The 6219-nt window shown below is 63.9% G+C and carries 6 protein-coding genes and 1 pseudogene; 4 read left to right on the top strand and 3 right to left on the bottom strand.

Annotated elements, in window-relative coordinates; all coding sequences use genetic code 11:
- The coding region (locus AB0I10_RS39860) for a helix-turn-helix transcriptional regulator (RefSeq protein ID WP_363157639.1) at nt 1-725 on the bottom strand (725 nt) is incomplete at its 3' end.
- Nucleotides 726-816: 91 nt separating this feature from the next.
- Nucleotides 817-1056 carry a DUF397 domain-containing protein gene (locus AB0I10_RS39855; protein ID WP_363157640.1) on the bottom strand — a complete coding sequence of 80 codons (240 nt, stop codon included), beginning with the start codon at nt 1054-1056 and terminating at the stop codon, nt 817-819.
- Nucleotides 1057-1178: 122 nt separating this feature from the next.
- Between AB0I10_RS39855 and AB0I10_RS39850 the strand changes: the two genes are divergently transcribed.
- Nucleotides 1179-1817 (top strand): ATP-binding protein, encoded by a 639-nt coding sequence (locus AB0I10_RS39850; protein ID WP_363157638.1) that lies wholly within the window; start codon nt 1179-1181, stop codon nt 1815-1817.
- A 523-nt stretch (nt 1818-2340) separates the two neighbouring features.
- Here the strand turns inward: AB0I10_RS39850 and AB0I10_RS39845 are convergent.
- Complete coding sequence (locus tag AB0I10_RS39845) at nt 2341-3399, bottom strand: vWA domain-containing protein (protein WP_363157637.1); 1059 nt, start codon at nt 3397-3399, stop codon at nt 2341-2343.
- Nucleotides 3400-4154: 755 nt separating this feature from the next.
- Here AB0I10_RS39845 and AB0I10_RS39840 point away from each other — a divergent pair.
- From AB0I10_RS39840 to AB0I10_RS39830, 3 genes and pseudogenes are all read left to right on the top strand, one after another.
- Nucleotides 4155-4378, top strand: a pseudogene (locus AB0I10_RS39840) (transcriptional regulator); the annotation flags it as partial.
- A 164-nt stretch (nt 4379-4542) separates the two neighbouring features.
- Complete coding sequence (locus AB0I10_RS39835) at nt 4543-5244, top strand: alcohol dehydrogenase catalytic domain-containing protein (protein WP_363157636.1); 702 nt, start codon at nt 4543-4545, stop codon at nt 5242-5244.
- 318 nt (nt 5245-5562) lie between these two features.
- Nucleotides 5563-6210, top strand: coding sequence for an extracellular solute-binding protein (locus AB0I10_RS39830; protein WP_363157635.1), 648 nt, complete (start codon nt 5563-5565; stop codon nt 6208-6210).
- The last annotated feature ends 9 nt before the right edge of the window (nt 6211-6219 follow it).

The raw sequence follows: 6219 nt of genomic DNA, 5'->3' as shown, positions 1-6219 counted from the left end.
GCGCCCGGGCCGATACTGGCGCCCTTCTCGAACGTGACGATGCGGATGCTGATCCGGTCCTGTTCGGCCAGACGGCGCAGGTGTTGCAGTTGTCGGCGCACGACGCGTCGGCCCCCGACGGGACGCATGAGGATGCCCTGATCCAGTAGGAAGTCCAGGCGGGGTCGGTTCGCTCTGTCGAGAAGATGCTGTCTGGACCACCGCAGCTCAAGACGGCGCAGTATCTCGTCTTCTCCGGCATGCGGCATGGCCGCTTTGATGATGGCTCGGGTGTATTCCGGGATCTGCAGGAGTCCGGGCACCAAGTGCACCTCGTAGGTGCGGATCTGTGTGGCTGAGTCCTCCAGGCCGATCAGCCGCTTGAGCCAGCCCGGGGTGATGTCGCTGTACTGATGCATCCACGATCGCGCCTTGGCCTGCCGCAGCAGTTCAAGGATCTCCTCCAACTGCTCAGGCGCCGTAATGCCGTAGTGACGGACAAGGTCAAGGACATCCTGCTCCCTGGGCGGACTCTCCCCCCTCTCCATCCTGCTGATCTTGGAGACCGAAGCCCTAATCCGCGGAGCAACATCCTTAAGCGCCAACCCCTTACTGCGCCGCAGATGACGCAGATGCGCCCCCAACACCTTGCCCGCAACAAACGGCCTATCGTCACCCTCGTCCTGCGAGATGGACGACACCACCGAAGCACGCGAGGACACTCGGGCCGTAAAGTCGGCGGACATGCGAACTCCTGAGTCGGGATGAGCTGCGCCAACGCCAGTATCCCAGGCCAGTGTCCCCATGTCCGCCGCAGCACAGCACGCCCACGTGAGTTCAGGCGGTGACCTGGTCGAACTCACCGCTCTTGGCTCCCGCCACAAACGCCCTGAGCTCATCACGGGTGTAGACGAGCGCAGGACCGTCGGGGTAACGGGAGTTGCGCACCGCCACATCCCCTCCCGGCAGTGCCGCCACCTCCACACAGTTGCCGACCGCACTGCTCGCACTGCTCTTCAACCACTGTGCGCCACTGATCGAACTCGCCGGGATTCCGTTATCGAAGCGCGCCATAATGACCCCTCTCCGCCACAATTTCGAACATCCGTCCAAGCGTGGACATAGCCCAACCGCCCACCCACGCAGACAGCCAGACGCCGCCACCGTCGCCGACTCCATGCAATCCCATATGCAATTGCATGGATAGCGGGACGCTGAAGATACTAGCCTCGCCAGCGCACACTTCAACTCCCCCATTCGAGTGCACAGTTGAGGAATCCGCCCGCCGTCCAGAAGGGAGCACGCATAGTGCAGACGAGTCGACGAGAGGACCCAAGTTGACGACACGCAGGCCCCCTTCACATCCCGCAGCCACACCCGCTCCAACCGACTGGGGGCTGGCGATGGGACTGGGCGTCCCCCGCTTCACCGCACGCCGCTTCACACCCTGCCCCGCCGGCCTACAAAGAATCCGCCACCACACACGCATCACAATGCAAAAATGGGGCCTATCGTCCTGCTCTGAGGATGCTGTGATGGTGGTCAACGAACTAGTCACCAACGCACTCCGCCACGGCTTGTCCCGGCAGCCGTCCGCCGACGTCGGGTGGCTCGGACTCATGCACACCGCCAACACAGTGACGTGCACTGTCAAGGACTCCAGCACCGCCATTCCCACCACGCCACCAACACATCTGCTCGCCGCGTACGGACGCGGACTGCGCATCGTCAACACGCTGAGCTGCAGCTGGGGTTACTCAATCGCCGATGGCCCGGGAAAAACTGTCTGGGCACGCCTGCCAGCAGGCAACATCGCCGACCACTGGCCACAGGCATAGCCCTGCCAAGAGTGGCCTGTCGTATGGGTGGGGTTCGCAGACCCCGATTCGATCAGGATGATCCCTGGGGTTGGCTGCGAACGGCGCTGCTGGCCCGAGTTGTGCGGGAGAGCATCTGAACCGACCACTGCGATCACGTTGATCGCAGTGAAAGTCAGGAAAGCTCGTCACTGACTCCGTACTCCCTCAGACCATCGAAAACCTCGAACATGCACTGCCAGACCTCGAAAAGCAGGAGAGGCAGCTGCGAGGCCAGCAAAACGGGGTGACACGACCGGCATGAGGCACATACACGGCGGCCTGAGGGGTTTCGCCCCAGCACCCTCAGGCCCAGGGCCGGGGCCGGGGCCGGCCCTGGGCCGACACAGCGGGTCATGTGCTGCGGCCCGTTCCAAACTACGTAGGAGAGCTGGTGCACCACCAGGCCGACGCCCAGAAGACTCGTTTGGACGCGATCCCGAAGACCGCCAAACGCCCCGACACCATCATCGAGCGCGACCGGCTCAGGCCTTAAAAGACAAGCTCAGATCATGATGAGTAGACGTGTCTTCGCCTTGAGCTTCCTGTTCACCGAACGACTCTGCACGTAGACCTCCAACTTGGGATTGTTCCCCGCCTTCACTGAGACGGTCCCCTGGATGCCCGTACCGAACAGAAGGCTGCGCGCCGCGTCGCCCGTGTAGGCGCGGTCGGTGTCCTTCTCGACCACGATGGCTTCCTTGTTCGGCTGGACCTGAGCCCGGGCGCCCAGCTGGTAGTAACACGAACCACGTTCGTACGTCACGCCCGGATGCGAATCGACGAAGGGACGGATCTCGACCTCCTTGTCCACCTTAAGGAGCCGGTACATGTGGGCTGGAATCGGTTCGAGGTTCGCCCGCACCTCGTCAATCGAAATGTCCTGACCGACGGCGAACAGGTTCTTCGTGCCGCGCACCCCCTGCTCGCGGGCCCGGAGGAAGCTGGTGGCGGCAGCGCGCACGGTGCCTATGGCCTCCTCGACGCCCTCCTGGGAATCCGCATCCCAGATGGCGATATTTCCGGCCGGGAAGCCGTAGTTCTGGGCGGTCCGCTTGGCCAGGGAGTTCGGAACGAGGATCGCGGAAGTCCAATGGCCCGGAAGCCCGCCCATCTTCGCTGCGATCCTGTCGAGCCAGGGGCGAAGGATGGTCATGTCGCCGTCGTGCCGCCTGTCGCCGCCGGAGGCGTTCTCCTCACCGTCCGTCACCACGATCTGGAGGAAGCTGTGCTCACCGTATTCCTCCCATATATGTCCCAGGTCGTCCAGGGACTTCAGAGAAGCTTCGATGAGGGCCGTAGCGCCATTGTTGACCTGGTACAGACCCCGCATGGATGGCAGATGCTTCACGTCCATGTCCCACACCAGGTTCTCCACCTTGTGGTCGAAGGAGTAGAGGCTGATCCGGGTCTCATGGCCGAGGCTGTCCGACTCAGCCTTCAACCCCGCCACGAACTCGTCCACAACACGCACGAGTTGACTCTGGTGCGGACGCATGGAACCCGAACAGTCCACTACCAGTGCGACGTGATTCACCTTGTGCTGGATCCTGTTGGCAGACATGTTTCTGCTCCCTCTCCGAGGCTTGCCGAGTGATTTCACTCTATGGGGAGGCACTGACAACGGCGTTCGACGCTCCATCACCTCGCCGTCGGTGGCGATGCCGGACTCCGACCGCTCCACCGGCCCGGCCACGCCCTCCGCGGCGCGGAATCCGAGGACGGGCTCGTCCTCGCCCGGCGCCGGCCCCGTTCGGGGCCTGTGAGGTCCTATTCGCCGACGAGGTGACGGCGGGTTCCGCCACGGACGGCAGCCGCCCGAGAGCCACACCCACGCCCCTGGGTGCCCTCACCTTACGAAGGCGAGGACCAGCCCGATCAAGAAGGTAGAGCCGCCTGATCACTATCCGGCAGAAGGTATCTCGGGCACAAAGTTGCAAGAACAGAAGCTGAATCCGTCGGAAAGCTGCAAGTTCGTGCCCTGGGTGGAAGCGAAGCGGACCTGCCATTACGCAGTCACGGGCAGCCTGCCCGCCGCAATTCTCGTCCAGGGGCGCTGGACCTGGTCAAATGCCTACGTGGACCGGGCACAAACAGTCACGATCCGTGCGATGGCCAACCTCTGTAGTAGTGATTCGTGCTGCTTGAATCAGAAACACAAATCCGCGGGGATTTTTCTAGCCCGGCTTGATGGAGGTGCGCCGTGGACGCAGAAGTACGCCGCAGAGGGATGCTCAAGCGCGCGCGGCGAACGGGTCCGTTGATGTCACCGGCACGACGGCCACCGTAGGCCTTGGGGCCGTCCGATGCCGTCCGGACTTTGTCGTCGACCTGGGATACATCGGCGCTCACGGCATCTCCCGCGCTTACGGACTCACCACGCCCGATCCGGCGGTCAGCGGCGTAAAAGCACACGTGATTCGGGCGGCCCGGCGGCACACCTTCGCCGGGGTGCACGCCAGGTTCGGGACCATCAGCTTTCCCGGTCCGCCGATGTGGCCGACCTGGAAGCGATCATCACTGACACCGGCCTGTCCCTCTGAGGCCCTTCACTACTCGCTCATGGACCCCAGGTCCTTCAATTGCGAACAGCGTCCATCGTGGCAACCCTCCTGATTCCCGTCTGCCCCAACGTCGGTGGCCTGACCGGAGATTCGGATGCCAGCTCACAGCTCGACCAAGCGCTACGGAAGCCACCGAACCAGAGATGAATCGGCGCCTGCATATCGCAGTCGCCTACCACACGTACTTCCTGCACCGTGCCGACGGCACGGCGGTCAATTCTCCAAGCCTTTCTCCGTGCAAGTGGCACAAGGAGGTGAGAAGCACGATGCGTGCAGTTGTCGTCACAGAGCCCGAGAAGACTGCCCTGGGTGAATTGCCGGACTCACAGGCCGGTTTGGTGGAGGTGGTGTTCAAACTGATGTCGTGCGGCCTGTGCGGCACCGATATCCACATCCTCGGCGGCGAGCTGCCCATGGCGCGCCGTCGCCTCGTGCCGGGCTATGAACTCGCTGGAGAGATCGTCGCATTGGGTGAGGGTGTCACCGGACTAACGGTCGGCACCCGGGTCTCAGCAGAGCCGAACATGGCGCGCGGCGCCCGTCACTACTGCGGGATCGGCCGCGGCAACCTCTGCGACGACGCCAGTGCGGTCGGCGTCACCCCCGAACGGTGCTTCGCCAAGCTGGTCGCAGCGCCCGCGCGCTCCTGCCACTGCTCCAATGGGGCGCGCTGTGCAAACACAGGGCCAACGGCGCGGGGCCGGGCACGAAACGGTCCCGTTCCCGCCCGATTACGGACAGTCCTTTGCTCTGCCACAATCCGCCTCAGGTCCCTGGCCTGGCGTGATGCCGATGGCGATGCAGGCACAAACGGTCACAGTCCTAGCTGCGACGAAGCTGTTTAGTAGCGGTGCCACCTTGCTTGAATCAGCCCACAAGCCCGAACAGGCATCGCCTCCAGTTGACGGAGAGCTGCGCCGCGAAGCGTCCTGATCTACATCGTCAATGCGCTCGGCGCCTGAAGGCAGCGCGGCTGACCGAACCGACCGCTGTCGTACCGCCCCGAAGGCGTCTCTGACGCCCTCTCTCGCCTCTGAGGGACGCCGGTTGGCCAACCCTCTCCACGCCATTACCGGACCGGAACCCAACAGCCACACCCGGCATCCCTGGCCTCCCGATCCTCTGAGTGACCGGAATCAACCCACTAAAAGGGCAAGGATCTCATGCATACTTCTCGCGACATCGGCCTCGACCCCGGTGCCTTCGGGTGGGACCGCCGTCGTTTCCTCGGTGCCGTCGCCGGGGTGGTCGGTCTGGCCGCCCTCGGCACGTCGTGCTCACCCGCCGGGAAGGCGGACGAGTCGGTAACGCTGAAGTTCGCGTCGTGGGTACCCCACATAGAGCGGGTCGTCCAGAAGTGGAACGCCACGCACGACCACGTCAAAGTGGAGTACCAGGCGATCACAGGCGACGACCAAGCCAAGATCCAGACGGCGATCGACGCCGGCGCCGGTCCGGACCTCACACAGGTCAGCCAGTACCAGGTCCCCGACTATGCGATCACCGGCCGAGCCGCCCCCATCAGCGCATACATCGGCGATGCTGCCGACCGGTTCGCACCGGCCACCTGGCAGTCGGTCGCCTTCGACGGTGAGGTCTACGGCGTACCTCAGGACACCGGACCGATGGTCCTGTACTACCGAAAAGACCTCTTCGCTCAGTACGGCATCACCGTCCCGCGTACATGGAAGGACTTCCGCACCGCCGCCACGGCGGTGCGCCGAGCCAACGCCCGCGCCCACCTGACAGCCGTTCCCCCGAACGATGAGACGTGGTGGCAGGGCCTGCTGTGGCAGTCCGATGGCCAGTGACAGCTGGTA

The organism is Streptomyces sp. NPDC050636 (genome assembly GCF_040654775.1).
Classification (GTDB): domain Bacteria; phylum Actinomycetota; class Actinomycetes; order Streptomycetales; family Streptomycetaceae; genus Streptomyces.
Note: the sequence above shows the minus strand (reverse complement) of the source record. Positions and strands in the feature narration are given on the sequence as shown.

Coding starts and splice junctions, on each gene's coding strand:
- AB0I10_RS39850 (WP_363157638.1), top strand. CDS start 1,179: ATGGATAGCGGGACGCTGAAGATACTAGCCTCGCCAGCGCACACTTCA.
- AB0I10_RS39845 (WP_363157637.1), bottom strand. CDS start 3,399: ATGTCTGCCAACAGGATCCAGCACAAGGTGAATCACGTCGCACTGGTA.
- AB0I10_RS39835 (WP_363157636.1), top strand. CDS start 4,543: ATGAATCGGCGCCTGCATATCGCAGTCGCCTACCACACGTACTTCCTG.
- AB0I10_RS39830 (WP_363157635.1), top strand. CDS start 5,563: ATGCATACTTCTCGCGACATCGGCCTCGACCCCGGTGCCTTCGGGTGG.